At 69.1% G+C, this 25471-nt stretch carries 23 protein-coding genes and 1 riboswitch; of the genes, 10 read left to right on the plus strand and 13 right to left on the minus strand.

Going from position 1 to position 25471, the window contains the following annotated elements:
• Positions 1-118 precede the first annotated feature (118 nt).
• Genes AB0J62_RS31130 through AB0J62_RS31145 form a run of 4 tightly spaced genes read right to left on the minus strand, consistent with a single transcriptional unit; the run spans position 119 to position 3261 of the window.
• Positions 119-1279, minus strand: a complete 1161-nt coding sequence (locus AB0J62_RS31130) for a GH32 C-terminal domain-containing protein (protein WP_363878490.1) — start codon at positions 1277-1279, stop codon at positions 119-121.
• 25 nt (positions 1280-1304) lie between these two features.
• Positions 1305-2225, minus strand: a complete 921-nt coding sequence (locus AB0J62_RS31135) for a hypothetical protein (RefSeq protein ID WP_363878492.1) — start codon at positions 2223-2225, stop codon at positions 1305-1307.
• A gap of 6 nt (positions 2226-2231) precedes the next feature.
• Positions 2232-2585 carry a UBP-type zinc finger domain-containing protein gene (locus AB0J62_RS31140; protein WP_363878494.1) on the minus strand — a complete coding sequence of 118 codons (354 nt, stop codon included), beginning with the start codon at positions 2583-2585 and terminating at the stop codon, positions 2232-2234.
• A gap of 43 nt (positions 2586-2628) precedes the next feature.
• On the minus strand, positions 2629-3261 hold the full coding sequence (locus tag AB0J62_RS31145) for an HD domain-containing protein (RefSeq protein ID WP_363878496.1): 633 nt from the start codon (positions 3259-3261) through the stop codon (positions 2629-2631).
• Between the two features lie 35 nt (positions 3262-3296).
• On the opposite strand from AB0J62_RS31145, the gene AB0J62_RS31150 reads away from it, so the two are divergent.
• Positions 3297-4277 (plus strand): helix-turn-helix domain-containing protein, encoded by a 981-nt coding sequence (locus AB0J62_RS31150; protein ID WP_363878498.1) that lies wholly within the window; start codon positions 3297-3299, stop codon positions 4275-4277.
• Between the two features lie 3 nt (positions 4278-4280).
• Here AB0J62_RS31150 and AB0J62_RS31155 read toward each other — a convergent pair whose 3' ends face one another.
• Genes AB0J62_RS31155 through AB0J62_RS31165 form a run of 3 tightly spaced genes read right to left on the minus strand, consistent with a single transcriptional unit; the run spans position 4281 to position 6471 of the window.
• Positions 4281-5117 carry a biotin-dependent carboxyltransferase family protein gene (locus AB0J62_RS31155; protein ID WP_363878500.1) on the minus strand — a complete coding sequence of 279 codons (837 nt, stop codon included), beginning with the start codon at positions 5115-5117 and terminating at the stop codon, positions 4281-4283.
• A complete protein-coding gene (locus tag AB0J62_RS31160; RefSeq protein ID WP_363878502.1) occupies positions 5114-5719 on the minus strand; it encodes an allophanate hydrolase subunit 1 in 606 nt (201 codons plus the stop codon). The genes AB0J62_RS31155 and AB0J62_RS31160 overlap by 4 nt, the downstream gene beginning before the upstream one ends.
• On the minus strand, positions 5719-6471 hold the full coding sequence (locus AB0J62_RS31165; RefSeq protein ID WP_363878504.1) for a 5-oxoprolinase subunit PxpA: 753 nt from the start codon (positions 6469-6471) through the stop codon (positions 5719-5721). Before AB0J62_RS31165 ends, AB0J62_RS31160 begins: the two co-directional genes overlap by 1 nt.
• A 98-nt stretch (positions 6472-6569) precedes the next feature.
• On the opposite strand from AB0J62_RS31165, the gene AB0J62_RS31170 reads away from it, so the two are divergent.
• The 3 genes from AB0J62_RS31170 (at position 6570) to AB0J62_RS31180 (ending at position 9214) form a co-directional block, all read left to right on the plus strand.
• Positions 6570-7292, plus strand: coding sequence for a GntR family transcriptional regulator (locus tag AB0J62_RS31170; protein WP_363878506.1), 723 nt, complete (start codon positions 6570-6572; stop codon positions 7290-7292).
• Positions 7293-7369: 77 nt separating this feature from the next.
• On the plus strand, positions 7370-8794 hold the full coding sequence (locus AB0J62_RS31175) for an aminopeptidase P family protein (protein WP_363878508.1): 1425 nt from the start codon (positions 7370-7372) through the stop codon (positions 8792-8794).
• A gap of 192 nt (positions 8795-8986) precedes the next feature.
• Positions 8987-9214 (plus strand): hypothetical protein, encoded by a 228-nt coding sequence (locus AB0J62_RS31180; protein ID WP_130442273.1) that lies wholly within the window; start codon positions 8987-8989, stop codon positions 9212-9214.
• A gap of 3 nt (positions 9215-9217) precedes the next feature.
• Here AB0J62_RS31180 and AB0J62_RS31185 read toward each other — a convergent pair whose 3' ends face one another.
• A complete protein-coding gene (locus AB0J62_RS31185; protein ID WP_363878509.1) occupies positions 9218-10627 on the minus strand; it encodes an alpha/beta fold hydrolase in 1410 nt (469 codons plus the stop codon).
• 325 nt (positions 10628-10952) lie between these two features.
• A riboswitch (glycine riboswitch) is annotated at positions 10953-11043 on the plus strand.
• Between the two features lie 80 nt (positions 11044-11123).
• Between AB0J62_RS31185 and AB0J62_RS31190 the strand changes: the two genes are divergently transcribed.
• Entirely contained in the window at positions 11124-12497 is a 1374-nt protein-coding gene (locus tag AB0J62_RS31190) for an L-serine ammonia-lyase (RefSeq protein ID WP_363878511.1), read from the plus strand.
• A gap of 12 nt (positions 12498-12509) precedes the next feature.
• Here the strand turns inward: AB0J62_RS31190 and AB0J62_RS31195 are convergent, their stop codons facing one another.
• The gene (locus AB0J62_RS31195; protein WP_363878513.1) at positions 12510-13202 is read right to left on the minus strand and encodes an SDR family oxidoreductase; all 693 of its coding nucleotides are present in this window, start codon (positions 13200-13202) and stop codon (positions 12510-12512) included.
• Positions 13203-13304: 102 nt separating this feature from the next.
• Here AB0J62_RS31195 and AB0J62_RS31200 point away from each other — a divergent pair, with 102 nt between their 5' ends.
• Together AB0J62_RS31200 and AB0J62_RS31205 are read left to right on the plus strand one after the other, a co-directional pair.
• On the plus strand, positions 13305-14135 hold the full coding sequence (locus AB0J62_RS31200; protein WP_363878515.1) for a helix-turn-helix transcriptional regulator: 831 nt from the start codon (positions 13305-13307) through the stop codon (positions 14133-14135).
• Between the two features lie 131 nt (positions 14136-14266).
• A complete protein-coding gene (locus tag AB0J62_RS31205) occupies positions 14267-14881 on the plus strand; it encodes a hypothetical protein (RefSeq protein WP_363878517.1) in 615 nt (204 codons plus the stop codon).
• 1 nt (position 14882) lies between these two features.
• Here AB0J62_RS31205 and AB0J62_RS31210 read toward each other — a convergent pair whose 3' ends face one another.
• Both AB0J62_RS31210 and lysX read right to left on the minus strand, forming a co-directional pair.
• Positions 14883-15767, minus strand: a complete 885-nt coding sequence (locus AB0J62_RS31210) for a hypothetical protein (RefSeq protein ID WP_363878519.1) — start codon at positions 15765-15767, stop codon at positions 14883-14885.
• 77 nt (positions 15768-15844) lie between these two features.
• Positions 15845-19201: a bifunctional lysylphosphatidylglycerol synthetase/lysine--tRNA ligase LysX gene (gene lysX / locus AB0J62_RS31215; RefSeq protein WP_363878521.1), complete on the minus strand. Its 3357-nt coding sequence runs from the start codon at positions 19199-19201 to the stop codon at positions 15845-15847.
• A 109-nt stretch (positions 19202-19310) separates the two neighbouring features.
• Between lysX and AB0J62_RS31220 the strand changes: the two genes are divergently transcribed.
• The 3 genes from AB0J62_RS31220 (at position 19311) to AB0J62_RS31230 (ending at position 20930) form a co-directional block, all read left to right on the plus strand.
• Positions 19311-19973: a DUF998 domain-containing protein gene (locus AB0J62_RS31220; RefSeq protein WP_363878523.1), complete on the plus strand. Its 663-nt coding sequence runs from the start codon at positions 19311-19313 to the stop codon at positions 19971-19973.
• Positions 19970-20719, plus strand: coding sequence for an alpha/beta fold hydrolase (locus AB0J62_RS31225; RefSeq protein WP_363878525.1), 750 nt, complete (start codon positions 19970-19972; stop codon positions 20717-20719). Before AB0J62_RS31220 ends, AB0J62_RS31225 begins: the two co-directional genes overlap by 4 nt.
• Positions 20720-20804: 85 nt before the next feature.
• Positions 20805-20930 (plus strand): hypothetical protein, encoded by a 126-nt coding sequence (locus AB0J62_RS31230; protein ID WP_363878527.1) that lies wholly within the window; start codon positions 20805-20807, stop codon positions 20928-20930.
• A 156-nt stretch (positions 20931-21086) separates the two neighbouring features.
• On the opposite strand, the gene AB0J62_RS31235 is transcribed toward AB0J62_RS31230, so the two are convergent.
• Positions 21087-22316: an ROK family transcriptional regulator gene (locus AB0J62_RS31235; RefSeq protein ID WP_233714893.1), complete on the minus strand. Its 1230-nt coding sequence runs from the start codon at positions 22314-22316 to the stop codon at positions 21087-21089.
• 171 nt (positions 22317-22487) lie between these two features.
• Positions 22488-25412: an AAA family ATPase gene (locus tag AB0J62_RS31240; RefSeq protein ID WP_363878530.1), complete on the minus strand. Its 2925-nt coding sequence runs from the start codon at positions 25410-25412 to the stop codon at positions 22488-22490.
• Positions 25413-25471 lie beyond the last annotated feature (59 nt).

The raw sequence follows: 25471 nt of genomic DNA on the forward strand, positions 1-25471 counted from the left end.
GCTGGCCGTCGGTGAGTTCGTGCTGTAGGTCGAGGGTTGTTCGTGAGCTGACCGTCCGCCAGTTCGTGCTCCAGCCCGGCGGCCAGTTCGTGCTCTAGAGCAACGGCCAGGTCGTGCGCTAGGCCGACGGCCAGATCGAAGCGAGCTCGACGACCTCGAGGTCGCTCAGGGTGCAGTCGGCTCCGGACGCGGTGAGCGTCAGCTCGGAGTGCCCCGGCAGCACGCACGCCGTCAGCGACGCCTCGCCATCGTTGGCAAACACCTCGACAGAAGTCGTGTCCACGACGATGTCAATCCTGCGGACCGCGGTGATCGTCGCCTGTACGGCCGCGGCGGCCACCTGCCCGGTCGCAGTGGCAGTCAGCTGCTCGGGAGCGGTGGCGCTCGGCTGCTCGGTCGGGGTCGCGGTCAGCTGTTCGGTCGGGGTGGCAGCCAGCTGTCCGGTCGGGGTAGCGGTCGGCTGCTCGGCGGCGGTCGCAGTCAGCTGTTCGGTCGGGCTGACAGTCGGGTCTCCGGTCGGGGTGACACTGGGCTGTTCAGACGGGGTGGCGGTTGGCTGTCCGGGCGGGGTGGCGGCCAGCTGTCCGGTCAGGGTGGCACTCGGCTGCTCGGCCGCGGTGGTCGTCGGCTGGCCGGTTACGGTGGCGGTCGGCTCGTTGGCTGCGGTGGGCGCTGGCTGCTTGGTTGCGGTGGTAGGTGGTTGTTTGGCGGAAGTGGTCGTTGGCTGGCCGGGGGCGGTGGGTGTCGGTTGTTGGGGTGGCGTCGTCGTTGGGTGGGCGGGCGTGAGTATGGCGATGGTGGCTGACGTTACCGCGACTTGGGTGCCGCAGATGTTGAGCATTAGCTCGCTGTTCGGGGCGAGGGTGAGATTGCAGGTGATGCGGAGTAGCGGCCAGGCCGTGCCTAGCTGCCAGGGGCTCCCGGGGGACAGGACCCGGGCGGGCCAGGTGTGCCGGGTTCGTTGAAGGGTGGCCAGTTTGGGTATCGGCTTGCGGAACATTCTCAGGCCGGCTGCGGTGTGGTGCAGAGACAGGTCGCACGGGATGCTTACCTGCTGGTTGAACGGCATGTTCGGGTAGTGACCGCCGCGCATCCAGGCGACCTGGACCCGGCGGAGGGCGGGGCCGGCCGCCCAGCTCTGGGTTGCGTAGAAGTGCGGGCCGCCGTCGACCTGCAGCTGAGACGTCTCCTCGACGAAAGTGCGCCCGTCGAAACTGCCGATGGAGTACCGCCCGTCGCCACGGACGAGGACCCATCGCGAGTCGTCCGAGCCGGCCACGCCGAGTTCGAAGAAGTCCGGGCTCCTAGCTGTCCGAGATCGAGCTGTCCAGCGACTCCCAGTGCAACAGGTCGTCGGAGCGCAGCAGGTGGTAGCGATCGTCGCCGTACAGCACCATCACCCACTGCTCACGCCGGTGATCGCGGAACACCATCGGATCGCGCTCCGGCAGGTCCATGATCGGGTTGCCGGCATAGTGCGTCCAGGTCCGTCCGCGATCCAGGCTGTACGAGACGCACTGCGACCGGTTGTCGTTGCGCGACCAGAAGGCAACCATCGCCGGACCCTCGCCCGGCCCGGCCAGGCCAGAGGTGTTGTCCACGTCCACGACGCAACTGCCCGATTGCACGCCGCTGCCAAGGGACTCCTCGAAGAACGCCGGCTCCAGCTCCGTCCAATGCACCAGATCGTTGCTGACGGCATGGATCCAGCACTTGTTCCAGCGCTGCGCGAACAAGTGGTACTCGCCGTCGTGGAAGACCAGCCCGTTGAGGTCGTTGAGCCAGCCCTCCTCACGCTCGACCGGGTTCAGCCGGTGCATCGCCCATTGCCGTGCCGTGAAGTGAAGCTGTGGTCGCAGAGCCTCGCGATACACCGGGGTTTTCGCGGTCGAGACGCTCGGCGTCGAGCTCAGGACGATGTCGCCGACGCGGACGTAGCCCCACTCGCCGTCGGCTTCGTCGATGAGCTCCAGGTACGCATCCTGACCGAGCCAGTCGGTCAGGTCGAAGGTCGCCGCGTGCAGACGTTCGGTGGCCCGCCCCGTCTCGGTGCGGACGACCCGCCCGTTCACCACGACGTTCAGGCAGGTCTTGTACTCGTAGTCGCCACCGCAGATCTGGAAGTTCAGGTACGGCCAGGAGACGACGAACGGTGCCGAGACCTGCCGTCCCGGCGTGGACGTGGTGAAGTCGCCGATGACGACATCGGCGGACAGCTCAGTCACGCGACCTCAGCGGTGGAGCTTGCTCTGCCAGCCGGTGGGGACGTTGCCGCCGGGGACCGGTTGGTCCTCGGGGTGAGCGGCGGGCGGGGCCAGCTCGGGGCCGTTGTAGTACTCGGACTCGCCGTAGTGCCAGAACCAGTCCTCCCCCGGCTCGAAGCTGCGGACGATCTGGTGACCGGTCTCGGCCGCGTGGCGGGACGCGTGCTGCTCGGGGGAGGAGTCGCAGCAGCCGATGTGGCCGCACTCCGCGCAGCGGCGGAGGTGGAACCACCAGCCGTCAGATGCCAGGCACTCGACACAGCCGGTGCCGCTCGGAGGGACAGAACTGTCGATGCCCGGGATTCCAGAACTCTCCGTCATACCGCACATCCTCGCCGGTCCCCGCCCCCCTCACAAGCAAGTCCTACTCGGGCCACGCGGAGTTCTTGATGACGTCGACGAAGTCGGTGTGGTGGAAACCGGGCACGAAGTGTTCGAGGACGTCGGACTTCACGTTGCCGAACGTCGTCGCGGGCCGGTCCTTGATTCCCTCGGTGAAGGTCTCGAGGATCCGGTTCTTGAAGTCGGGGCGCGGGTGCGCGGCGGTGACGGCGTCGCGCTCCGCGTCGGTGATCACGTCGTACCCGAGGCCGAGTACGTCGAGTTCGACACCGCGGGTGACGAGCGCGATCTCGGCGGCCATATGGAGCGGGATCTCCGGTGTGGTGTGCAACGCGATCGCCGTCCATACCCGATCGGCGGCCTCGTCGGAGATGCCGTGCTGGTTGAGGAAACGCCGGGCCTCGTCGGCGCCGTCGATCTCGAAGCGCTGGTCGATCCGGCGGTAGCGCTCGGTCAGGCCGAGGTCGTGGAACATCGCGCCGACGTACAGCAGTTCGGGGTCGTACTCGAGGTCCTTGCCGCGGAGCGCGCCGAACAGGAATACCCGGCGGGAGTGGTCGAACAGCAGCGGGGAGGCCACGTCGCGGACGAGTTCGGTGGCCTCGCGGGCCAGGGTGCTGTCGGGGATCCGGATCCCGGCGATGGTTTCGGTCATGACTCCAGGTTCGGGGTGCGGGTTACGCTGTCGCCATGTCCAATTCGCCACATCAACCACAGATTCGGACACACCAAGTCGCGTTCGTGGTGTACGACGGCGTGACGCTCCTCGACGTGACCGGTCCGCTCGAAGTCCTCCATCAGGCCAATCGGGCGCTGGGCAGCAGCCGGTACGACACGGTTTTGGTATCCGAAAAGAGTGGGCAGGTGACGACGGCGTCTGGCGTCGTGCTTGCGGGGGTGGTCGCGGCCGCGGAGGTCGGGCTTGTCGACACGGTGGTGGTGGCCGGTGCGGATCACCTGGTCGACGGTGTGCCGACGGAGGTCGCCGACATCACGCGGGCGCTCGCGGACGGGGCTGAGCGGGTGGCGTCGGTCTGTAGCGGTGCGTTCGTGCTGGCGGGACTCGGTCTGCTCGACGGACGGCGGGCGACGACGCACTGGCGGCACGCGGCCGCGATGGCGCGGCAGTACCCGACGGTGAAGGTCGAGCCTGACGCACTGCACATCACCGACGGGCGCTATGTGACCTCGGCCGGGATCAGCGCCGGCATCGACCTTGCGCTCGGTCTCGTCGAGGCCGACCATGGCGCCGAACTCGCGCGGGCAACAGCCCGCGAACTGGTGGTCTTCCTGCAGCGGCCAGGTGGGCAGTCCCAGTTCTCGACAGCGTTGGACACGCCGCCGGCGCGACGCGATCCGCTGCGGGTGGTGACGGAGACCGTGGTGGCGGATCCAGCGGGCGACCACACCCTGCCGAACTTGGCTGCGTCCGCGGCCGTCAGTCCGCGGCATCTGACCCGTCTGTTCCAGAGCGAGTTCCAGACCACGCCCAGCCGCTGGGTCGAGCGAGTGCGACTCGATCGGGCACAGCAGCTGCTGCTCGACGGCCACAGCATCACCAAGGCAGCTCGCCTCAGCGGTCTGGGCAGCGACGAGACCCTGCGTCGCGCGTTCGCCAGACACCTCAGCATCACGCCGACGGAGTACCTTCGCCGCTTCCAGACAGCGTGAACGTCAGCCGACGAGCCGCACCGGCTGGCCGGGCCTCAGCTGGGCGCAGGCATCCAGGTCGGCGTCGGCGACGTACGCGATGACGGGGTAGCCGCCGGTGACGGGGTGGTCGGCCAGGAAGATCACCGGGGTGCCTGAGGGTGGGATCTGGATGGCGCCGAGGGCCATGCCTTCGCTCGCCAGCTCGCCGGTTCGCGCGCGTTGCAAAGGAGATCCGTCGAGGCGTACGCCGACGCGGTTGCTGTTGCTGCTGACCTGATAGGTCTGGGAAAGCAGCGACTCCCAGCCTGCGTCGGTGAACCAGTCCCGGCGCGGTCCTGGAGTCACGCGAAGTGCGACCTTCCCGCCGGCCGGGTATGCGACGGGAGCCAGGTCAACGCCAGGCATCGGTTCGACAGCGCGACCGACCGGGAGTGTTTCCCCGGGCGTCAGCGGTGCGGGTCCAAGGCCGGACAGCAGATCGGTGGAACGAGAGCCGAGGACTGCCGGTACGTCGATACCGCCCCGGACCGCAACGTACGTCCGCAGACCCGTGGCCGGCGGACCGAGGCGGAGTACCTGGCCGGCGCGCACCGTGGCGGGAGCGTTCAAAGGTACGCCGGTGCAGGGGGCGCCCGTGATGGCGACGACAAGGTCGACGTCGGCGTGCATCACCAGTCCGCCGAACGTGACCTCGAGCGCCGCCGCGCCGGGGCGATTGCCGACCAGACGGTTCGCGAGTTCGTAAGCAGACCGGTCGCAGGCGCCCGACGCCGGTACGCCGAGTGCCGCCTGACCCGCTCGCCCGCGGTCCTGGATTGTTGCCAACGGCCCCGGTTCGAGAACGGTCAGGCTGCTCATCCACGGCCCGCGTCGACGAACCGGACCCTCCGGCCCGGGTGGAACAGCGCGGCCGGATCGCGATCCTGGTCGAAGATCTTCGCTGTGGTGCGACCGATCAACTGCCAGCCACCAGGAGACTCGCGCGGGTAGACGCCGCTGAACTCGCCGGCCAGCGCGACCGCGCCGGCGGGGACCTTCGTCCGGGGTGATGACCGGCGCGGAATGTTCCAGGTGCCGGTGGAGGTCAGATAGCCGAAGCCCGGGGCGAAGCCGCAGAAGGCGACGGTCCATTCGTCGGCGGTGTGACGGGCGATCACGTCGTCCTGGGAACAGCCGAGGAGGTCGGCGACATCGCCCAGATCGGCTCCGTCGTAGCTGACCGGGATCTCGATGAGGTCCCCGGTCGTCCGGCTGTCCCGGGTAGGGGTCAGTTCGTGCAGGGTCCGTGACAAGGCGGCGAGGTCGCCGGTGGTCGTTACCAGCACGGTACGTGCCGCCGGGACGATGTCCACGACGTCCGCCGGTGCATCTGCGGTCAGTGCGGCGTAGTACCCGAGCACCTGGTCGAGGTCGTCGAGCTCGACCAGCAGCGCCCGGTCGCCCGCCGGGAGGATTCGCATCAGTCGGTGAACGGGCGCAAGGTGACGCCCGCTCCCTCCAACGCGCCGCGCACTCGCCGAGCGATGTCGACGGCACCAGGGGTGTCACCGTGAACGCAGATAGAGGTCGGGTCGACCAGCAGCGAGCCACCCGAGCTGTCCCGGATGGGCTGCCCGGTCGCCATCGCCGTACAGCGGGCCGCGATCTCGTCCGCGTCATGCAGGACGGACCCAGCCTCGCGCCGTGAAACCAGCGTCCCCTCAGGGGCGTACGCACGATCCGCAAAGGCCTCGTGCACTGCCGTCAGACCGGCGTCCTCCGCGAGCCGCAGCCACACCGAGCCGGGAAGACCGAGCACAGGAAGGGTCTTGTCGTACTCCGCGACCGCGGCGACCACCGCGGTCGCCTGCTCCACGTGATGGCCGATCGTGTTGTACAGCGCGCCGTGCGGTTTCACGTACCGCACCCGGTCGCCCGCGATCCGCGCGAACGCGTCCAGCGCCCCGATCTGGTACACGACCTCGTCGCGTAACGCGGCCGGCTCGATGTCGAGGAAGCGCCGCCCGAAGCCGGGCTTGTCGGCGTACCCCACGTGGGCTCCGATCGCGACGCCGCGCTCGACCGCCTCGGCCGTCACCCGCCGCATGATCGACGGATCGCCGGCGTGGAATCCGCAGGCCACGTTCGCGCTGGTGACGACGTCGAGCAAGGCCGAGTCGTCGCCCATCGACCAGGAACCGAATCCTTCACCCATATCCGCGTTGAGGTCCATGCGGCCACCTCCCTCGACCGAGCCTAGAGATTGTTCAACAATCCTGCAAGAGGCTTGTTCTACTTTTCCTGGCCGCTGCCGTGCGGGATGATGCGGAGATGAGTACGGGTGGGGCCGAGACCGAACGGCAGGCGTGGCTGCGAACGGTCGCCGCCGACGTCGCGCGACTGGATCGGAGCAGCTCCGCGGAGCGCGCCGCCGACATCCTTCGCCGCAGTATCACCGAAGGCGCGCTGCCGCCCGGCGCTCAACTCTCCGAGATCGAGCTCACCGAGGTCCTGGAGGTCAGCCGGAACACCCTGCGCGAGGCCTTCCGCCTGCTGACGCACGAGGGCCTGCTCGTCTACAAGCTGCATCGCGGAGTGTTCGTCCCCGAGCTGGACGAGCGCGACGTCATCGACCTCTACCGACTTCGCCGGGTCTTGGAGGTGGACGTCGTACGCGGGCTCGCCGACCGCGACCCGGAGCTGCCGGCGAGCCGTCTCGAGCCGTTGCTGGACGACGTCGAGGCAGCCGAGGCCGCCGCCCGCGCGGACCGCTGGCCAGTTGTCGGTACGGCGAACATGCGCTTCCATGAGCACCTCATCGGTCTGGCGGACAGCTCCCGGATGGACGCGATGACCGGCCGGCTACTCGCGGAGTTGCGGCTCCTCTTCCACGTGATCGCGACCCCGCGCGAGCTGCACGAGCCGTACATCGAGCGGAACCGCAGGCTGTTCGAGCTCCTCGAGGCCCGCAAGTACGACGAGGCCGCGGCCGACCTGCACGAGTACCTGCTGCACTCCGAGCGGGCCATCCTCGCCGCCTTCCGGTCCCGGTAGCCGATAAGGGCTTGCGCCGCGCGGTGCGTACCTGCGTTGATGAACTGACAACGTCAGCTGTAAAGGGGAGCTCACTCATGTCCGATGACGCCCGGCCCGATCAGACGCCGAAGTCGTACCGCCCCATCGACGCCAAGGGGTTCCGGGACTTCGTCTCGCGTGGCTGGGGGCCGGTGGACCGCTCGGTTTCCGTGCCGGAAGGGCTCGCCGAGGCGGCCGCCGAGCACCGGCGGAAGCTCGCCGCGGCGCTGCCGGGACGGCGGATCGCACTCGCGGCCGGCCGGGCGCCGGTCCGGTCGAACGACACCGACTACCAGTTCCGCGCCGACAGCGACTTCGTCTGGCTGACCGGTTGCCAGGCCGAGGGCGCCGTCCTCGTGATCTCCGGCGACGGCGACGCGACGCTGTACCTGCGCGAGACGGCCGGTCCGGACGAAGCGGACTTCTTCGCGAACGCGCGTGACGGTGAGCTGTGGATCGGCCCGGTGCCGGGTCTGAAGGACTGGTCGGACGCGCTGCAGATCGCCTGCCGCCCGCTCGAGGAGCTGCCCGCGGCAGTGCGTGGCGCGGTCCCGTTCATGCTTTCGGTGCCCGGCGTCGAGCCGATGCTGGACGCGTTGGTACGGACGTCGCCCACCGACGGCAACGCGCTGCGGCAGACGCTCGCCGAGCTCCGCCGGATCAAGGACGACTGGGAGCTCGACCAGTTGCGTGAAGCGGTCGCGGCCAGCGTCGTCGCGTTCGGCGACGTGGCCAGTGAGCTGCCGGAGGCGATTCGTGGCGGCGGCGAGCGCTGGCTGCAGGGCACGTTCGACCGGCGCGCGCGGACCGCCGGCAACGGCGTCGGCTATGCGTCGATCGTTGCTGCTGGCAACCACGCACCGGTGCTGCACTGGGTCCGCAACGACGGCCCGGTCAACGAGGGCGACGTGATCCTGCTGGACGCGGGTGTCGAGACGCGCACGCTCTACACCGCGGACGTGACGCGGACGTTCCCAGCGACCGGCGAGTACACCGCTGCCCAGCGGCAGGTACACGACCTGGTGCACAAGGCACAGCTCGCATCACTGGAAGCCGTCAAGGTCGGAGCGCCGTACCGCGCCTTCCAGCACGAGGCGCTGCGAGTGCTGGCTGAAGGGCTGCGGGACTGGGGTCTGCTCGACGCGTCGATCGACGAACTGCTCGGCCCGGACGGCCAGCAGCACCGCCGCTACATCGTCTGCGGGACGGGCCACTACATCGGCCTCGACGTACACGACTGCGACGCATCGCGTCCGGAGGCGTACTTCGCCGGCACCATCGAGGCCGGGATGGCGCTCGCGGTCGAGCCGGGGCTGTACTTCCACCCCAACGACGAGACCGTGCCCCCGGAACTGCGCGGCATCGGGATCCGGATCGAGGACAACGTCGTCGTGCACTCCGACCGGCTGGAGATCCTCACCGAGGACCTGCCGATCACCACCGACGGCCTGGAGCAGTGGACCAAATCACACCTGAAGTGATCAAGCGATCGCTCAAAATTAACCGTCACAACCGGTAACACTCGCCCGCCCAGCACGATGTACAGGGCGGGGGAGGGTCGAACTCGGCCGGGCGCGTGGCTAGTGGGGGGCCGCGTAGCACGCGCCAGGCCGAGGCGGCCCCGACTGGGGCCAGGGGGGACCCAGGATCCCCGGGTACGGGGAGTAGTCATCATGAATCTACGGGTGCGAGTAGTGCACTACGGCAGTCGGCACTGGTACGCCGACATCGACGACGCCGATGATCCGCAGCCCGACGACCCGTTCTGGTTCGTCGACAACTGCCGGACCCAGGCGCAGGCGCTCGAGACCGCCTGCAGCGAGCTTCGGTTGATGACGGGCCGGCTGGTCCGCGGGGACCAGCTCGACCGCGTCCTCGAAGTCACCGGCGTACCGGTCTGAGCTTCAGCCGACCGGCGGTACGGCGGCGCAACTGCTGCCGCGCTTCGGTACCTCACGCGCGATCAGGTAGTTGTCGATCGTGGTCCGCATGCACGGGCTCGAGTTGTAGCTGCCGTGTCCCCAGCCCTCGTACGTGAGCAGCACTCCGGACCGGCCGAGCTGACGCTGCACGCTCTGCGCCATGCCGTACGGCGTGGCCGGGTCGTGGATCGCGTTGGCCAGAAGCACCGGCGTCTTGAGCCCGTGCACCTTCAGCACGTGCTGCGGGTTGTTCGCCTTCGGTGCACCCAGACAGATCGACACGGCCATCAGCTGACCCGGGTAGCGCATATCCGGGTTGTTGCGGGCCAGCCGCTGCAGATGTGCGGCGTACTCGCGGTAGTCCTTGACCGGAAGGTTCCAGTCCTGACAGAACACCGCCAACGGGTACTGCGCCAGCCCGGTCGGCGCGGCGGTAACCGAAGCGGCGTTCATCTCCTTCAGCGTCTCGGCCAGCGCGGACCATTCCGGGTCGTAGAGCAGGCGGAACACCTGGAAGCTCAGCTTGAACGGATCACTCGACCGAGCCAGTAGTCCAGCCCAGAGCGCATGAATGTCCTGCCCGTGCAGCGCACAGCTTGCCGACGCATCGCACCACTTCACGAACTCGTCGAACGAGTCCTGCGCTGCGGCTGCCTGGACGTCTAGGAATGACTTCGTTGTGGGTGAGCCGTCGTCGATCACGCTCTCCACCACCATCGCGCGGACCCGGTTCGGGTACGTCTCGGCGTACTGCGCTCCGAGCAGTGTGCCGTACGAGCTGCCGTGGAACGAGATCGTGGACTCGCCAAGCGCCCTGCGTACCGCGTCGACGTCGCGCACCGTCTGCCACGTGTCGATGTGGTCGTAGAGCGGACCGGTGTGCTCGCGGCAGTCCGTCGCGAGCTGCCGGTTATAGCTGATTGTCGCGGTGAACTCGGCCGTGCTCGTGATGATCGGCGACGGCTGCTTCGCGAGCAGCGAGGCCGAGCACTGCACCGGATTGCTCCGCGCGACGCCCCGCGGGTCGAAGCTGACGATGTCGAACCGGTCCTGCAGGTCCGCACTGAACCGCGTCATCCCGGTCTTGATCCGGTCGACCCCGGAGTCCCCGGGCCCGCCCGGTCCGAAGACGAGCACCCCGACCCGGTGGCCCTTCGCAGTACGGCGGGCAATCGCGAGGTCGAAGGTCGGTCCGTTCGGGTCCCGCCAATCGACAGGTAGTCGGAGCGTCGCACACTGCGAGCCCTTCACCAGAGCGGGATCGTCGTGCCCTTCCGGTTTGCAGTCGGCCCAGTGCACCTGGGTTGTGGTCGCGGAGGCGGACGTCGTGAGCCCGGCCGCCGCGACGCCGAGAACTACAGCGCCGGCCAGGGCGCGTCGGATGAACTTCATGCGAACGATCCTTGGGCAATCGCTTGCTACCGGCATCAGGGACGAACCCCGCCTGACCCCGATCACGGCCTGAGGGCTTGCTGGGGTCCGGGCGGCCGGATTGACGATGCCGACCCCACCGCCGTACCGTCCAGACCGTCAGTCAACTCAACAGCCGCATGAACCCGTGCGGGAGAGTCCTGGGCGAGGGCGCGTCTCCCGATCTCACGCCTACTGCGCGGCGCCCGGCGGGCGCCTCGCTGCACTGGAGCGAAGGGCACGATGAACCACATCGAACCCTCCGCTCCAGCGCACCGAGGCACTCCGCCGAGCACCTGCTCGCTACGGCGTGAGATCGGGAGACGCACCCTGGACCCGGGCGCCGTAGGAGCAACTCTCCCCAAGAATCTCTCAGGCACCTTCACCGCACGGGCGAGGCATCTCTGGAGGACGTCGGGTCCAACAGAGCGGGGAGGACACCAAACGGTCAACGGCGACCGGAAGGAACCTCCACACGATGGCGATCAGCGTCTTCGACCTGTTCAGTATCGGGATCGGCCCGTCGAGCTCCCACACCGTGGGACCGATGCGTGCCGCCCGCACCTTCGCTCTCGGCCTCGCCGACGACGGCCTGCTGGCCGCGACGGCGACCGTCCACGCCCAGCTGTTCGGTTCGCTCGGCGCGACCGGGCACGGTCACGGCAGCAACAAGGCCGTCCTGCTCGGCCTCGAGGGCGCCGACCCCGAGACCGTCGTCACGCACTCGGTCGACGCCCGGGTCGAGACGATCCGTGAGTGCGGCCGGATCGTGCTGGCCGGCGAGCACGAGATCGCGTTCGACGAGAACACCGATCTGGTCATGCACCGCCGCAAGGCGCTCCCGTACCACCCGAACGGGATGATCTTCAGCGCCCGCGACGCGACCGGCGCAGTACTGCGGGAGCGTACGTACTACTCGGTCGGAGGCGGATTCGTCGTCGACGAGAACGCCGCGGCGGGCGACCGGATCGTGCTGGACACGACCCCGCTGAAGTACCCGTTCACCACCGGCGCGGAGCTGCTCGACCGCTGCCGCGAGTCGCAGCTGTCGATCAGCGAGGTGATGCTCGCGAACGAGCTGGCCTGGCGGACCGAGGACGAGATCCGCGACGGCCTCCTGCGGATCTGGCAGGTCATGCAGGACTGCGTCCGCGAGGGCTGCGAGACCGAGGGCATCCTGCCCGGCGGGCTGAAGGTGCCGCGCCGGGCGCACGCCCTGCACAAGAAGCTCAGCCAGGACCCGTGGTCGGTGGACCCGCTCAAGGTGATGGACTGGGTCAACCTGTTCGCACTCGCGGTGAACGAGCAGAACGCGTCCGGCGGCCGGATCGTCACCGCCCCGACGAACGGTGCCGCGGGCATCATTCCCGCCGTACTGCACTACTACCGGCGGTTCGTGCCGGGAGCGACCGAGGACGGTGCCGTCCGGTTCCTGCTGACCGCCGGCGCGATCGGCGTGCTCTACAAGGAGAACGCGTCGATCTCCGGCGCCGAGGTCGGCTGCCAGGGCGAGGTCGGATCCGCCTGCTCGATGGCCGCCGCGGGTCTGTGCGAGGTCCTCGGCGGTACGCCGCAACAGGTCGAGAACGCCGCCGAGATCGCGATGGAGCACAACCTCGGGCTGACCTGTGACCCGGTCGGCGGCCTGGTGCAGATCCCGTGCATCGAGCGGAACGCGATGGCGTCGGTCAAGGCGATCAACGCGGCCCGGATGGCGATGCACGGCGACGGCGTCCACGTGGTCACGCTCGACAAGGTCATCAAGACCATGCGCGAGACCGGTGCCGACATGAAGATCAAGTACAAGGAGACGTCCCGCGGCGGCCTGGCCGTCAACGTCATCGAGTGCTGATCGCTGCTCTGATCACCACGGCACGGTGCCGTGCAGGCTCAGGTACTCCGCGGTCGGGCCGGTCTGATCGATCTGCGCGAGCCGCACGATGATCTCCGCGCCCTCCTCGACGCTCTGGTAGCCGCTGTGGCCGTTGAAGTCGGTCGCGGTGTAGCCCGGGTCGACGGTGTTGATCCGCAGGTTCGGCAGCTGCCGCGCGTATTGCACCGTCAGCATGTTGAGCGCTGCTTTCGAAGAGCCGTACGCCGGCGCGGGTACCCAGACGGGCACGTTGCTCACCACGTCCGGATCCACCGCCGTGGCGATCGAGCCGAGACCGCTCGAGACGTTCACGATGACGGGGTTGTCGCTGCGCTCGAGCAGCGGCAGGAAGCGGTGGATCATTCGCACCGGGCCGTACACGTTCAGCTCGAAGACCTCGCGGAAGACGTCGGCGGTCAGATCCCGGATCTCCTTGCGTGGACCGGGGATGCCGGCGTTGTTGATCAGCACGTCGAGTGAATCCAGCTGCTGCGCAGCCGCGTCGACGGACTCGTCGCTCGTGACGTCCAACTGGACGTACTGCGCTCCGAGGTCCGCGGCTGCCTGTTTGCCGCGTTCGGGGTCGCGGGCGCCGAGGTAGACAGTGTGGCCCGCCGCGATCAGCTGCCTGGCGGTTTCGTACCCGAGGCCTCTGTTCGCCCCGGTGATGAGTGTCGTGGTCATGCCTTCACCCTCCCGCCGCCGACTTCGCCCAGGTAGTACCCGCGATGTCCTAGGGAATGGCAGTACCAGGCTTCCGGGGAGTCGGCGCGGAATACTGGGGGTATGGCTGAGCTCGGTAGGACGCTGCGCGCCTGGCGCGATCGCGTGACCCCGGAGCAGGTCGGACTGCCTGCTGGTGGAAAGCGGCGCGCGCCGGGGCTGCGGCGCGAGGAGCTGGCCCAGCTCGCCGGGTTGTCGGTCGACTACATCGTCCGGCTCGAGCAGGGCCGGTCGGACTCACCGTCCGCGCAGGTGCTGACCGCGCTGGCCCGGGCGCTGCGGCTGTCCGATGCCGAGCGCAACCATCTGTTCGTGCTCGCGGGCGAGGTCGAGCCGTCGCCCGGCCGGCTGTCGGCGTACATCCCGCCCGGTGTGCAGCGGATCGTCGACCAGCTCGACGGCGCACCGCTGTGCGTGTGTGACGCCGCCTGGACGATCATCACCTGGAACCCGCTGTTCGCCGCCGTGATCGGCGATCCGTCCGAATGGCGCGGGCGGGACCGCAACATCATTTACCGCCACTTCGTCGCGCCCGGCGATCGCGTCGTACAGACACCTGAGCAGCAGCGGGACTTCCGGACCGCGATGGTGACGGATCTGCGGGCATCGCTCGCACGCTACCCGCACGACCCCGACCTCCGGACGCTGATCGACGAGCTTCGCGCCCGGGACAAGGACTTCGCGCGGCTGTGGGACCAGCCGGTCGTCGGCTTCCACCGGTCCGAGCAGAAGACGATCCGGCATCCCGAGGTCGGTGCGTTCACGATCGACTGTGACGTGCTCGCGGTCCCGGGCAGCGATCTGCGCATGGTCGTGTACACCGCCGCGCCGAATACGGACGCGGCCGAAAAGCTGCGGCTGCTGTCCGTCATCGGCCTGCAGGCGCTGACCTGAGCAGTCAGCTAACGCACTGCATTCCTACGGTCGCGTAGGCGGTTCGTAATTACTGGAATCTGCAGTTCTTTCGTTCAATTTCTTCCAAGGGCTGTTTGAATCGACTCTTCGACCGATAACCTGCGGGCCTTGTGAAGCCCATCTCTGCCACGGCCTCCCGCCGCCCGCCCTGGCAGAACCCGCGGCGCCGTCGGCAGGCGGCAGCCGGCGCCTGCCTACTGCTGCTCGGCTGCCTCGTGCTCGTTCTGCTCGGGTTCTGGGGCCGCGGGCCGCAACCGGCCAGCCCGGTCGCCGGGATCGAGCCCGGCCGGCCGACGCAGAACCTGCCGGCGATCCCGCGCACCGCGGTGCCGTCCTCGGGTACGACGCCCAGCGCCGTACCGACGCAGTTGCCGACAGCAACCAAGCCGGGCGAGGTCCAGCTGCCGACCGGTCTGACGACGACGGGCTATCGCGCGATCACCGCCGGTACGCCCACCCCGCAGATCCTGGAGACGACCGGGCCGACGACGGTGGTGACCGAGCGGCCACCGACCGTGCCGCCGACTGTGCCGCCGACCGCGGCGACCACGCTGCCGAGCGCCCACCCGACCACCGTGCCCAGCCGGCGACCGACGACGTCCACCCCGACCGAGCCGCCGCCGACCAGCAGCACCCCGACCAGCCCGCCCACCACACCCGATCCCCCCGGTGGTGGCGGCCTCGGCGGTCTCCTCGGCGGCCTCCTGGACAAGCTGGGGCTCTAGGTCAGTAGGCCTCGACCTCGGTCGTGTCGGCGTTGCCGCCGCGCATGGGCTGCAGGTTCACCTGCCAGCCCTGGTTGCGGCCGAAGGTCTGGTCGAACTTCTTGAAGGCGCAGTCCGCGCGGAACTTGCGCTTGTCCGGGTCCCAGTCGGTGCCGCTCTTGAAGTAGAGGTGGTAGGCGCCGCCGATCCCCTTCACGGCGGTGGACTTGGTCGCCCGGATGTAGATCATCACCTGCGGGCGGCCGGGCGGCTGGCCGTCGGTGACGATCGAGACCGCGACGTCCTTCGCCGTGCCGTTGGTGATCTTGAGCTGTCCGGTTCCGTCCGGACCCCGCCGAGCCAGGACATCGCCGCTGTCCGGGCGAACCTGCTCCGGTGCGGGACCGGGGTCGGGCAGCGTCTTGCCGAAGGTCAGCTTGAGCTGTTGCAGCAGCGTGAGAGCGGAGCTGAGATTGGTGCGCAGCTGACGCTGGACATTCTGCGAGGTGTACGCGACGCCTCCGCACCGCGCGTCGTCCTCGGTCTCGTCCGCCAGGCCGGTCAGCTGGGTAGCGGCCACGCCGATGCGCACCTGCAGCAAGGAGTGGGCTGCGTCGAGTCGCGGTGTCACCTTGATCGCGGCCAGCCGCACCGAGACCGTGTTGAGTGTCTCCGCCAGCGTATTCATGGCGTCACTCAGTCCCTCGGCCGTGCGGACGCGCGTCAGCCTCGAGGCCGGTCCGGCCAGTACCTGGTCGATCCGGGTCAGTTCGGCCTGGTACGCCGCCGTATCCAACGGCCCCGCGGGCGGAACCGACGACGCCGGCGCCGGTACGGCACTGGCCGGAGCCGACGGAGCAGTCGGCGAAGGCCCCGGCTTCGCGGCGCACCCCGCCAGCAGTCCCACCCCAACACAAAGCGCAGCCCAGCGCCTCATCCCCACCCCCACCTCGCCCCTCACCCCTGAAGCAGTAAGGGTACCCGTCAGTCCCTAGGGGCGGGACGTACGAACGGGAACGCCAACGTGCTTCGAATGTTCTGGCCGGTCAGCATCATCATCACCCGGTCGACGCCGATGCCCAGACCGCCGGTCGGCGGCATCGCGTACTCGAGTGCCGACAGGAAGTCCTCGTCCAGCGACATCGCCTCGGGATCGCCCGCGGCCGCCTTCAACGACTGCTCGGTCAGGCGCCGTCGCTGCTCGACCGGGTCGACCAGCTCGGAGTACGCCGTACCGATCTCGGCGCCGAAGGCAACCAGGTCCCAGCGCTCGGCCAGTCGCGGATCGGAGCGGTGGTTGCGGGTCAGCGGTGAGGTCTCCAGCGGGAAGTCGGTGTAGAACGTCGGGAACGTCGTGTTCGGCTCGACGAGCTCGTCGTACAGCTCCAGCACCAGCTCACCGGCCGACATCTCGAACGTCGTGTGCACGCCGTGCTCCGCGCAGATCTCGCGCAGTCGCTCGACCGGGGTGCCCGCATCGACGTCCGTGCCGGCCGCCTGGCCGACGGCATCGTGGACGGTGACGACGGGCCACTCGCCGGAGATGTCGATCTCGCCGTCGGCCCGGCGTACCACCGGCTTGCCGAAGACCGCGGTCGCGGCCTCGATCAGCAGCTCACGGGTCAGCTCGCGCATCACGTGGTAGTCGGCGTACGGCTGGTAGGCCTCGACCGAGGTGAACTCCGGATTGTGGGTCGCGTCCGCGCCCTCGTTGCGGAAGTTCCGGTTCAGTTCGAAGATCTTGCCCATGCCGCCGACGCTGAGCCGCTTCAGGAACAGCTCCGGCGCGATCCGGAGAAACAGCTCGGTGTCGTAGGCGTTGATGTGGGTGGCGAACGGACGCGCGTTCGCGCCGCCGTGCACCGCCTGCAGCATCGGCGTCTCGACCTCGATGAACCCGCGCGTCTCGAAGCCGTTGCGGATCGCTCGTACGGCGGCACTGCGCTGCTGCATCATCCGCAGCGAGTCCGGGTTCATCACCAGGTCGATGTGCCGCTGCCGCACCCGCGCCTCGGGATCGGTGAAACCCTTCCGCTTGTCCGGCAGCGGATGCAGGCACTTGGCCGCCATCACCCACGACGTCGCCGCGATCGACAGCTCCCCGCGCCGGCTCGTCACCACCTCGCCGGTCACGCTGACGTGGTCGCCGATGTCGACGAATCGCCGCCACTGCTCGAGCGGTACGTCGCCGCACGCCTCGGCCGTGAACATCACCTGCAGCTGGGTCAACCCGTCCTGCAACTGCGCGAACGCGAGCCCGCCGTGGTTCCGCATCCGCATCACGCGCCCGGTCACCGACACCAGGTGATCGGTGTGATGATCCGGCGGCAGGTTCGGATACAGCTCCCGCACCCGCTCGAGCGTCTCGGTCCGCGGCACGCTCACCGGGTACGGATCGATGCCTGCGGCAACGAGCTCGGTCAGCTTGGTCCGCCGGATCTGCTCCTGCTCGGTCAGCCTGCGCTCCGGCAACGCCGGCCGCAGCAGTTCCTCTTCCTGCTCGCGGACGGCGGTGGCGAACGCACGACCGTCCGCGGCCATGATCGCGTGCCGCTCGGCCGTTTCGACGCTGTCGACGCGGGTCCACGGCCGGGGCGCGGGCAGGAAGCCCTCCGCCGTACCGGCCGCCAGCACGACCTGCGCGAGCGACGCACCGCGTGAGTAGCACATCAGCCGCGGCGACCAGCGCGGCAGGTACTTCTCGTTCGACTGGTACAGACTCTCCAGCTGCCAGAAGCGCGAGGCGCCGGTGAGCAGCGCGTTGGTCAGGCGCAGTACCGGACCGGCGCCGACCCGCTCCGCATCGCTGAAGATCTCCCGGAACATCGCGAAGTTCAGCGAGATCCGGTGTACGCCGAGATCGCGGGCCGCCTCGATCAGCGAGGTGACCATGAACTCCATCAACCCGTTCGCGGACTCCGGGTCGCGCCGCATCAGGTCCAGCGACACACCCCGCACACCCCACGGGACGAACGACAACAGCCCGCGGACGACGCCGTCGGCGTCCCGCGCGATGACCATCACACACCGCGCATCGGCCGGATCGCCGAGCCGTCCGAGCGCCATCGAGAACCCTCGCTCGGTCCGCGCGCCCCGCCACCGCTCGGCCAGATGCACGTACTGCGACAACGTCTCCGGCGACAGATCCCCGTGCCGCACAACCTCCGCGTGGTACCCGGCCCGCTGTACGCGCGTCACCGCCTGCCGCACCGGGCGCATCGTCCGGCCTTCGAGGGTGAAGTCCGCGACATCGATGATCGCCTCGTCACCCATCGACAACGCGCGCAGACCCGCGTCGACGTACGCCCGGGCCGCCTCCTCGCTCGCGGACAGGACCGCCGGGGACCAGCCGTACCGCCTGGCCTCGGCGAGCCAGCGTTGGATCGCGGCCGGCCAGGCGACCGGATCGCCGAGTGGATCACCGCTCGCGAGACTGACGCCGTTGACCACGCGGTAGGCGATCGCGGCGTCGTTGTCCGGCGAGAAGACGACCGCCTTGTCGCGGCGGGTGGCGAAGTATCCGAGCGAATCCCGCTCGCCGTGCAGCAGCAGGAGCCGTCGTACTTCGAGCTCCTCGGGCTGGGTGAGGTACCGGACGCGCTGGACCGAGCGGAGGAAGATCCAGAACGCGATCACCAGCGAGGCCGCCGAGATCGCGCCGACCGACAGGCCGACCCAGCCGTGCCCTTCGTGCCCGCCGAGCTTGCTCCGGGACTGGCCGAGGGCGGCGACGATGGCCCAGCCGATCTTCTGTCGCTGACCCTCCAGCGTTCGCGGGAAGATCTGGGTGAGCGTGATGCTGACCGCGATCGAGATCAGCATGCCGAAGACCAGCGCGCCGACCGCGAGCCGACGCGTCCCGGGTGCGAGGCGGGCCGGGAAAGCACCGCGGATCTTCCACAACAACACGATGATCGCGGCGACGACGACCCACTGGACGATGGCCCACTCGAGGTCTTCGACCGTGGTGCGGTCCAGGTCGGACAGCCACTCGGTGTCGCTGGGACTGCTCAGCCGGACGGTGCTGAACGCGATGTACGTGGTCAGCCCGAGGAGCCATAGCGCTTCGAAGACCCACAGTACCCACAGCAGCGCGGCTCGCTTACCGCGCAGCAACGCGCTGCCGACCACCGCCAGGTAGACGGCGGAGAAGAACGTGTGGCCGGCCGGGATGCCGACGAAATCGAACGCCATGTCCACGTGTTTGACGAGGACCGGCGCACCGATGTGCAGCGGGATCGCAACGAAGGACCACACCGAGGCAAGCACGACGACGCGGCCCACCCAGACCGCGGCCCGGTGCTGCCACACCGGTATCACTACTGCTTGTTCCGACCGCACCAGCCGATCATCCCATTAGTTCGCTGAGACTTCGGTCGACCTAGCACTACCTCGACCGTACCCCTGACGCCACAGCCGATACTTTGGTTGTCATGCCACCCTGACTGGCATGGACTCCGTCCCGTACCGCCCGGTCCGCAACCTGTTGCTGGCCGCCGCCGTGCTCTACTGCAGTCTGCTGCTGGAGGCGGCGGCCGGGTTCCCGCTGAACGTCCACACGTCGTTCCTCAGTGAGCTCAGCGCTCGGGACCAGTCGACCAGCCTGTACGGCCGGGCGATGGACCTGTCCAGCAGCGTGCTGACGCTGCTCGCGGTCTTCCTCGCCCGCCGGAGTCGTGAGTTGACCTGGCTGCTGATCAGTACTGCGGTCTTCGCATTCGGGACGATGTTCGACTCGTTCTCGCCGATGGACTGCGCACCGTCGGCGAGTGCTGCGTGCCGTGCAAGCGAGGCGAACGGGCAGGCCGGTGCCGCATTGGTGTTACACGAGGCCACCTCGACCATTGCCGGCGCCGGCACGATTGCCATGGCCGTCTTCGCTCTGGTGGCACTGCGCCGCCGTGGCTGGGGCGGTTGGTGGAGCAAACTGCTCGCCGTACTGGCTGGTGGAGTCCTGGTCACGCAGGTCTGGCTCGGGTCCGTGGTCGCGTACGAGACGCTGAGTGGCCAGGAGGTCACTGCGCCGGGCATCCTGCAACGCGCTTCTACCGTGCTGTTCTGCTTAATGTTGGGGACTTTGCTACCAGGTCTGAGGCAAGCTTTCTCTCGATGACCGTGATCTGGATCGTGGTGCCCGGCCTGGCGGAGACTCCGGAGGAGTTCGCCCGGGTCGTCGAGCTGTTGCCGGACGAGGACGTCCGCGTGATCGACCCGTGGCTCACGCCGATCACGTCCGATGTGGATGCGTTGCGCGCGGCTGCCGACGTACCGTCCAACGCGGAGATCGGATTGATCGGGCACTCGATCGGCGGACTCGCCGTACTGCGGTGGGCGCTGACCCGGCCGCTCGAGGTGACCCGACTGGTGCTGGTCGACACCAGTCTGACCTCGGAGACCGGATGGCGTGCGTTCTACCCGGGCACGCGTGGTGACCGGGCGGTGCGGGCGCTGGCACGGTTCCTCGGCCGGCTCGGCCTGCCGAGCGTGATCGGTACGGGACTGCGCCGGCTGAGCGTCCGCGTCGGCAGCATGTCGAACCACGACCTGTTGTCGAAGGCAACGGCAAGGAGCAGGTACGGCGCGGACTCGTCGTGGCTGCTGTTCTGGGACGAGCTGGCGGGCAGCTGGGAGCTGGCCGCCGAAGTGCAGAAGCTGGTCGCGGGACCGGTCGGCGCGCTGGCTCCGACCACGCTGCTCGTCGCGACCGGCGGCAGCTCCCGCTTCACCGCCACCCGCTGGCTCGCGGGCCAGCGCCGCCTGGCCGACAAGCTCGGCGGCACGGTCGAGGTGCTCCCCGACTCGGCCCACCTGGTCCACCTCGACCGGCCGGACGCGGTCGCCGCCGCCGTACTGCGGTAAACCCCTTCCGCTCCGCGGACCGGATGCTCTACGCTCATTCTACTGAAACAGTCGTGGCAGTGATGATCCGTAGCGGATGTGCACAATGAGCGATCAGATGCAGGTGAGCCGAAGTCTGCGGTGGCGGTGGTTTCTCGACGACGTGCGGGAACACTCGCGCCTGATCTGGCGGCTCTACGCCGGCCGCATGTACACGTGGGGCCGGCGATGATCGTCATCACCTGTTCGGTGTGTGACCGGCGCACGCTGCTGCCGCTCACCATGGTGAACGGACTGGATCGCCGGATCGACCTGGCGGGACACGTGTTGTACGAGCTCACCTACACATGTTGGTGCGGTGCGCCCGGGGCGAAGGTGGTGAAGGGGCCTAGGTAGTGCTGGTCATGGCGGGGGTGGGGAGCTTGCGCTGCCACACCTCGTCCAGGGCCATGCGCATCGCGCCGGTGACCACCGCGTCCTCGGCCAGCGCGGAGAGCTCCAGCTTCGGGTGGTTGAGCGTCAGCAGGCGCAGCTGGTCGGAGATCGCGTCGAGCAGCACGGCGCCTGCGCGCGCGACACCGCCGCCGATGACGACTGCTGTCGGGTCCAGCACCAGGATGGACGGAGCCAGTGCGCGCGCGAACGACCGCGCGACCTGCTGTACGACGGCCTGCGCGACCGGGTCACGATCCGCCGCAGCCGCGAACACGTCCGCGGTGTCGAGCTGGTCGCCGCCCAGCTCGGCCAAACGCGACTCCGGGTGGTCCAGCGCGGCTTGACGTCCGAGTGCGGCGATTGCCTCCGAGCCAACGGCACGCTCGAGCGGTCCGCGGCTGTCCTCGGGGTTGATCACGTCATCCGGACCTGTGGCGATGAAGCCGATCTCACCGGCCGCTCCGGTGCCCCGGTGCAGCCGGCCGTCGATGACGATGCCGGCACCGAGCCGCTCGCCCCACTGGACGGCCAGCAGCGTGCCGGTGCCACCTCGCGCGGCAGCGATCGCCAGCGCGGCCAGGTTGGCGTCGTTGTCCAGCATGACCGGGCAGTCGAGCAGCCCACGGACGTGCTTGATCAGGTCGATCGCCGACCAGCCCGGCACGCTGGGGACCAGCTGAACCCGTCCGGTGTGCTCGTCGACGATGCCGGGGCTCGCGGCGACCGCAGCGGCCACATCCTCGGCCGGCACCTCGGCCTCCGCGAGCGCCTCGGTGATCACCTCGCCGATGACGCCGAGCAGCTCCTGCGCGGTCCAGCCCGGTCCGGAGCGGCGTACCAGGGACAGCTTGCGGCCGGCCAGGTCGGAGACGCCGACGGTCACGCGGTGCGGGCCGACGTCGAGGCCGAGCACCGGCGCGGCACGGCCGCGCAAAGAGACGCGGATCGCCGGGCGACCGAGCGACCGGTCCGCGGAATCGGGCCCGTGCTGCTGCAGCCAACCGGCGTCGAGCAACTCGTCGACGGCCTGTGCGACCGTCGGCCTGGCCAGGCCGGTCCGCTCGACCAGTTCAGCGACGCGCAACGGTGCCGGCGCGGATCGTCGGACCGCATCCAGGACCGAGGCGACATTGATCCGCCGCAGCATCGTCGTACCGCCGCCGCCGACCGTTCCCTTGCTCATGTCCGACCCCTTGCCTGCCACTCGCACAGTATAGATAGCGAGCGTTCGTAAATACTGTCCACTGGCCGCGTCGGGTGGCGGATGCCGATGCGTGAGTCGACAACTATCACCCAACACGTGCCAGATGTTCCAGCACACGCATCGCTGCCCGGAATCGGGTCGGCTCCAGACTCAGCCCTGGAGTGCGGTGCGGGCGAAACTGCTCAGTGCCTCCCGGTCCGGTTGCTGGGTCTTGGTCATCAGGCTCGCCACGTGCTTCTCAACCGTGCGTGGCGAGATGTGCAGCCGGGACGCGATCGACTTGTTGCCGATCCGGTCCACGAGCAGCCGGCAGACTTCGTACTCCCGGGTGGTGATCCCGAGCTGCCGCAGGTGTGCCGGCACCTGCTCCGAACCGTTCCGGCGCTGTGACACGGTCGCACCGAGCTGCCGCATCAGACTGCGGCACGCACTCGCGACCGGCTGGATGCCGGCGTTGTGGAAGTAGTCCTCGGCCTGCCGCAACCACGCCACCGGCTCACCCCACCCGTCGGCGTGTGCCGGCTCGGCCACCATCCGCAGACCGAGGTTCCACGCCAGCGGAAACAGCGACGCGGTCTCCATCGCCTCCCGCACCATCGCGTTCGCCGCCTCGACCTGACCGTCCCGCCCGAGCAGTACGGCGTGCGCGAGCTGGACGAACTGCTTGTTCCACCGCATGCCACTGGCTGCGGTCGCGGTGACCGCTTCGAAGTGCGCCCAGCCGTTCCGCCCGGACAGCACGCCGAGCAGCAGCGCCAGACCGTTCTTCCCGGACGTATGGAGGGTGGTCGGGTTCTGAGCGTCGTACGCGAGCGCCTGCGCCAGCTCGGAGTCGGCCAGTTCGCGGTTCTCCTCCAGGAGTGCGCAGAAGGTCCGGGCCAGTCCGTAGGAGTACGGCAGCTCGTACGACGCCCGCTCGCCACCCCAGTTCGCGGCCTCGGCCAGCGTCGCCTCCATCGCGGAGCGGCGGCCCTGGTGCGCTTCCAGGATTGCCTTGGTGGCCAGGAAGTACGTCGCCGACCGGCCCAGCCGCAGCCGCCGCGTGACCTCGAGACACTCGTCGATGATCTCGGCGGCCCGCTGGTACTCGGCCCGCAGGATCGCCTGCTGGCCGAGGACGCCGTCCACCTCGTAGACCAATGGGATCGCACCGATCCGCAGTGCCTGTTGCCGGGCTCGTTCGAGCTCGATGATGCTGCCGTTCGCCAGGCAGATGGTGCCGGCCTGGAAGAAGTGCGAGCTGACCCGCTGGAAGGTCATCCCGTGGTCCTCGGCGATCTGCCGGGCCCGGTGGAAGTAGTCGATCGACTGGTCGAGGTCGTGTTCGCGGGCCAGGATCCCGAGCAGCTGCAGCGCTTCGCAGGCCACCTCGGGCAGCTCCGCGCGTTCGGCCGCCGCGGCCGCGCGGGTGGCCAGCTCGGTCGCGGCCTCGATCCGGCGGGGGCTCTTGCGGGCGAGCTCGAGGTTGGCGGCGACCACGTCGACGGGTGCGAGGTCGGCGTCCCCGGCGTCGCTGCCGAGCAGGGACCGGGCGGTCGCGACATGAGCCAGTGCGGCCGACCAGCGACCGGCCATCATCTCGGCGTTCGCCAGCTGGACGTGCAGCGCGGCAACCTTGCGACTGTCGAGGTTGCGGTCCGCCATCTCGTCGACCGTCGCGGCGTGTGCGGCGATCTGCTCGAAGGTTCCGGTGGCGCTCAGCGCGAGCAACAGCGAGCCCAGCACGTCGGCCCGGTGATCGATGTCGGGATCGGCGGCGAGCAGGGTATTCGCGCGGTCGAGCAGGTTGACCGCGGACCCGGCCGAGCCGTCGTCGAACGACCGATGTCCGGCCAGCGCGAACAACCGCCCGGCGCGCAGGGCGTCGCCACCGGTCTCGGCGAGCTCGGCGACCATCGGGCACCACTCGCCGGGCAGGCCGGGATGCAGTTCCTCGACCGCGTCCGCGCAGCGCCCGGCCAAGGTGGCCCGTTCGGTCGGTGTCAGACCGGCGAGCAGCGATTCGGCGGTCAGCGGATGCCGGAACGCGTACCAGTCCGGTACCGGCTCGTCCGGACCGACCAGTTGCGCGGCGACGCCGGCCCGGAGTGTTGCCAGCAGCAATCGTTCGTCCGTGCCGGTCGCCTGGCGTACGACGCTCAGTGGGAACCGGTGCCCGATCACAGCCGCCAGCACCAGGATGTCCCGCGACTGCGGCCCGAGCTGCGCGGTACGGCTGCTGATGCTCCGCACGACCGCGGGCGGCACGTTCGTGTGCAGGTCGTCGACGACCTGCACGCTGCCGTCCGGCCCGGCCACCAGCTGTCCGCTGCGGCTCGCCTCCTGCAGCAGTTCCTCAACGATGAAAGGGATTCCGGCGCTGTCGTTCCACAGCTGATCCGCGAGTTGCGCCGGCACGCCGCTGACGGGCACCTCCAGACATCCCGCGGTGAGCTCCGCAACCTCACTCCGGCCGAGCGGTTGCAGCTCGATCAGCTCGGCCGCGCCGCGCTGCGCCGACAGCCGTGCCAGTTCGTACGCCGCACAGGTCTCGGAACGCATCGTCGCCACGAGCGCGATCGGCTGGTCCTCGAGGTTGTCGAGCAAGTACTCGATCACTGCCAGCGTCTCCGGGTCGGAGCCGTGCAGGTCCTCGAGGACGAGCAGGCACCCTCGCTCCCGGCCGACCAGCGCGAGCAACCGCAATACTGCCTCTCCGAGCACGACAGGTGACGCAGCGGTGTCGTGGGCAGTGCCGTCGTCCCAGTCCGGAACCAGCCGGCCGAGCACCTGCCGGTACGGCCCGAGCCCTTCCGTCGTAGGCATCTCGCCGCGCCGGATCAACGAGAGCAGCGCCTCGGTGAACGGGCGGAACGCAACCATCGTGCCGATCGCCCCGACCCGTCCGCGCAGCATCGTCATGCCGCTGTCGAGGGCCTGGGTGGTTGCCGTCGCGGCCAGCCGGCTCTTGCCGATGCCGGGCTCGCCGACCAGGAAGATCGCACCACCGCGCCTGCCACCGGCATCGGCCAGCAGGCGGTGAAGGCTCTCGATCTCCCGGTCTCTGCCGACCACGGTAGGCGAACGGGTCTGCATGGTTGCCAACTGTAACGACTGATGGTTGCCACCGCAGACAGTCGACCGAGGGCCGACCG

The sequence above is a fragment of the Kribbella sp. NPDC049584 genome, assembly GCF_040675555.1.
Lineage (GTDB): Bacteria > Actinomycetota > Actinomycetes > Propionibacteriales > Kribbellaceae > Kribbella.

Excerpts from the sequence above, each read along its gene's own strand:
- AB0J62_RS31225 (WP_363878525.1), top strand. The coding sequence starts at position 19,970 with ATGACCGTGATCTGGATCGTGGTGCCCGGCCTGGCGGAGACTCCGGAG.
- AB0J62_RS31240 (WP_363878530.1), bottom strand. The coding sequence starts at position 25,412 with ATGCAGACCCGTTCGCCTACCGTGGTCGGCAGAGACCGGGAGATCGAG.
- AB0J62_RS31145 (WP_363878496.1), bottom strand. The coding sequence starts at position 3,261 with ATGACCGAAACCATCGCCGGGATCCGGATCCCCGACAGCACCCTGGCC.
- AB0J62_RS31235 (WP_233714893.1), bottom strand. The coding sequence starts at position 22,316 with ATGAGCAAGGGAACGGTCGGCGGCGGCGGTACGACGATGCTGCGGCGG.
- AB0J62_RS31185 (WP_363878509.1), bottom strand. The coding sequence starts at position 10,627 with ATGAAGTTCATCCGACGCGCCCTGGCCGGCGCTGTAGTTCTCGGCGTC.
- AB0J62_RS31150 (WP_363878498.1), top strand. The coding sequence starts at position 3,297 with ATGTCCAATTCGCCACATCAACCACAGATTCGGACACACCAAGTCGCG.
- AB0J62_RS31170 (WP_363878506.1), top strand. The coding sequence starts at position 6,570 with ATGAGTACGGGTGGGGCCGAGACCGAACGGCAGGCGTGGCTGCGAACG.
- AB0J62_RS31180 (WP_130442273.1), top strand. The coding sequence starts at position 8,987 with ATGAATCTACGGGTGCGAGTAGTGCACTACGGCAGTCGGCACTGGTAC.
- AB0J62_RS31165 (WP_363878504.1), bottom strand. The coding sequence starts at position 6,471 with ATGGACCTCAACGCGGATATGGGTGAAGGATTCGGTTCCTGGTCGATG.
- AB0J62_RS31200 (WP_363878515.1), top strand. The coding sequence starts at position 13,305 with ATGGCTGAGCTCGGTAGGACGCTGCGCGCCTGGCGCGATCGCGTGACC.
- AB0J62_RS31230 (WP_363878527.1), top strand. The coding sequence starts at position 20,805 with ATGAGCGATCAGATGCAGGTGAGCCGAAGTCTGCGGTGGCGGTGGTTT.
- AB0J62_RS31160 (WP_363878502.1), bottom strand. The coding sequence starts at position 5,719 with ATGCGAATCCTCCCGGCGGGCGACCGGGCGCTGCTGGTCGAGCTCGAC.
- AB0J62_RS31140 (WP_363878494.1), bottom strand. The coding sequence starts at position 2,585 with ATGACGGAGAGTTCTGGAATCCCGGGCATCGACAGTTCTGTCCCTCCG.
- AB0J62_RS31190 (WP_363878511.1), top strand. The coding sequence starts at position 11,124 with ATGGCGATCAGCGTCTTCGACCTGTTCAGTATCGGGATCGGCCCGTCG.
- AB0J62_RS31220 (WP_363878523.1), top strand. The coding sequence starts at position 19,311 with ATGGACTCCGTCCCGTACCGCCCGGTCCGCAACCTGTTGCTGGCCGCC.
- AB0J62_RS31175 (WP_363878508.1), top strand. The coding sequence starts at position 7,370 with ATGTCCGATGACGCCCGGCCCGATCAGACGCCGAAGTCGTACCGCCCC.
- AB0J62_RS31155 (WP_363878500.1), bottom strand. The coding sequence starts at position 5,117 with ATGAGCAGCCTGACCGTTCTCGAACCGGGGCCGTTGGCAACAATCCAG.
- AB0J62_RS31195 (WP_363878513.1), bottom strand. The coding sequence starts at position 13,202 with ATGACCACGACACTCATCACCGGGGCGAACAGAGGCCTCGGGTACGAA.